General features: G+C 47.0%; 3 protein-coding genes. All 3 read right to left on the minus strand.

Going from position 1 to position 2,151, the window contains the following annotated elements:
* Nucleotides 1–356 precede the first annotated feature (356 nt).
* A complete protein-coding gene (locus ACFL9S_RS23640; RefSeq protein WP_405264308.1) occupies nt 357–1,016 on the minus strand; it encodes a hypothetical protein in 660 nt (219 codons plus the stop codon).
* Nucleotides 997–1,248 carry a hypothetical protein gene (locus ACFL9S_RS23645; protein WP_405264309.1) on the minus strand — a complete coding sequence of 84 codons (252 nt, stop codon included), beginning with the start codon at nt 1,246–1,248 and terminating at the stop codon, nt 997–999. Before ACFL9S_RS23645 ends, ACFL9S_RS23640 begins: the two co-directional genes overlap by 20 nt.
* Nucleotides 1,245–2,151, minus strand: a 907-nt coding sequence (locus ACFL9S_RS23650; protein WP_405264311.1) for a VENN motif pre-toxin domain-containing protein, incomplete at its 5' end; no start/stop codon positions are given. The genes ACFL9S_RS23650 and ACFL9S_RS23645, both read right to left, overlap by 4 nt.

Below are 2,151 nucleotides of genomic sequence, written 5' to 3' on the forward strand. Positions count from 1 at the left end.
GTGCTGATTTCACCAATCAGCTGATCACGGGGCAGCAGAAGCGGGCGGCTAAAGTGTAACTGCCTGGTTATACAGTAAAATCCCGACTCAGTGGCCGGGGTTTTTGTGTTATCTGTTTTTTCTGTAACGTTGGTAATAAATCCACCAACACCCTGAACCCGCAAGACCCCCACAGAATAAGCCTGCTTTTATTGCCTTAATAAAATCAATATTTGAAACACTAAATTTTCCGGCATAATACAGAGAATAAAAGAACTCAGTAGCGACTTGTACAAGTATGAACCATAATGGAAAGACAAACATTAAGGCTAAGTTGAGATACAAGAAAACAAATAACCATTTAAATTTATTCTTTCTCACTTTTTGTCCCCTAAATGATCTTTGACCCATTTACCTGCTTGATCATTAGAGAATTCAGTTGTACCTGAACCGAATATATTACCAGCAACCCCCGGCAACGGATCTAACGGCAACGGCTTCGATATACCCTTTCCAACATCAACCCAGATCCAGTCTTTCCATGGCTTCATTGGATTGAATATCTTATCAAGAGGCAACTCAACCAGCTTACCAGCACCATAGCCCAGCCCGGATGCAGCGCCACTCATAGCCCCACCTTTCAACGGATCATCACCTTTAAGATAGCTGGATGTGGCTCCACTGGCCGCATTCACGCTCATTGTGCCCCACAACCCGGTCCCTGCCGTAAATGCCCCGGTCCAGTAACCCAGTATCACATCATTTGTGTTCACTTCGCCGTTAATCAGATAACCCACTCCGGCATTGGCTCCCGCACCTATCAGGCTGGTTGTTGCTGCCACTCCCGGTAACAGCGGCCAGGCGATAACGCTGCCCACCGCTGCCATCGCTGTCTCACAGGATACCGGTGTCCCGCCGCTGCAGGCTTCCTTAATAGCGGCCTGGGTTCCCGATTCGTAATTCGCTGTGGTTCCGGGTTTCTGTTTATTCGCTGCTGCCAGAACGTTCGCCAGGGAGTTATTCTCCGCGACGCTCATGCAATTTATTTTTCAACCATATTCCAGCACCTAATACTACTCCTGCTATGCTCCCTTTTTTTAATGCGATATACAATGCATCTTCCCATACAAAAAGGAATACCCCATCATTGAAATAGAAAACTGTTGACACTCCTAGTTGGCATATAAAAAGAACAACAGAGATTAAAGCAGTACAGTACACAACTAAAAAAAGAAGCCAAAGGATACCAACCTTGCTGAAGAGATTCATTGCTTCTTCTCCCGCTTGTCTAACTCTTTTTTTACAGCTTTTCCTGTAAGTTCAGAAGCAGTAGAGCCTGTAACTGCACCAATGACATCCTTTGTCACTTGATCAGTTACAGGAGACAACGAATCAACAACTTTCCCCCCTAAACTACCAGCCGCACTACCAAAGCCATTACTTATCACAGAGTTAGTCGGGTCTTCCCCTTTAATCGCACTGCCAATCGCAGCACCTCCCATATTGATCGCTGCTGATGCCTGCCAGCTTTTACCTGTTGTCGCCGCCGCAGTCACGCCAGCCATAATCGCATCCACATAGCTGAAAGGATCATTCCCGCTAAGTTGTACGCCCGTATTCACGCCCACACCGATTGCCGCATTAAGCGCCATACCTTCTTTTATTGTGGTGCCAAGGACACTGCTGCCAAATAACAATATCGGGTCTCCAATGCTGGCGTTGGATTTATGGTAACCCCAGGTACTCATGATTGTTTGTGCTTTCTGCTGCGCCTCTGTCTGTGGCGCTGACTTCATATAATCCTGACCAGTCAGCATTCCTGCGATCAGCTCTTTAGTCACTGCCTCACCATATTTAGCCTGCATTTCAGATGCATATATCTTCAAATAGCTTACCAACTCAGTTCGCTCTGCTATGCTCAACTTAGCTGGTTCTTTATTGAACTTAGCAACCAGTACATCGCTACGTTTATCGGCATTCTCAAATTGTAAAAACTCTTTCGCAGTTTGCAGGGATTTATCGCCTTTTAAGACCTTCTCTGCCAAAGCATCACGTTTTTCCGAGGAGGTACTGCTCAGGAAGTTATTCTCCGCCGTCGTCTTCCCTGCCTGCGCCGCATAGACGGCACTGCCGGTGTTGTCTCCGACCAGGCCACCGGCCAGCCCGGATGAC

This window comes from Erwinia sp. AnSW2-5 (genome assembly GCF_045107195.1).
Classification (GTDB): Bacteria; Pseudomonadota; Gammaproteobacteria; order Enterobacterales; family Enterobacteriaceae; genus Erwinia.

Excerpts from the sequence above, each read along its gene's own strand:
- ACFL9S_RS23640 (WP_405264308.1), bottom strand. The coding sequence starts at position 1,016 with ATGAGCGTCGCGGAGAATAACTCCCTGGCGAACGTTCTGGCAGCAGCG.
- ACFL9S_RS23645 (WP_405264309.1), bottom strand. The coding sequence starts at position 1,248 with ATGAATCTCTTCAGCAAGGTTGGTATCCTTTGGCTTCTTTTTTTAGTT.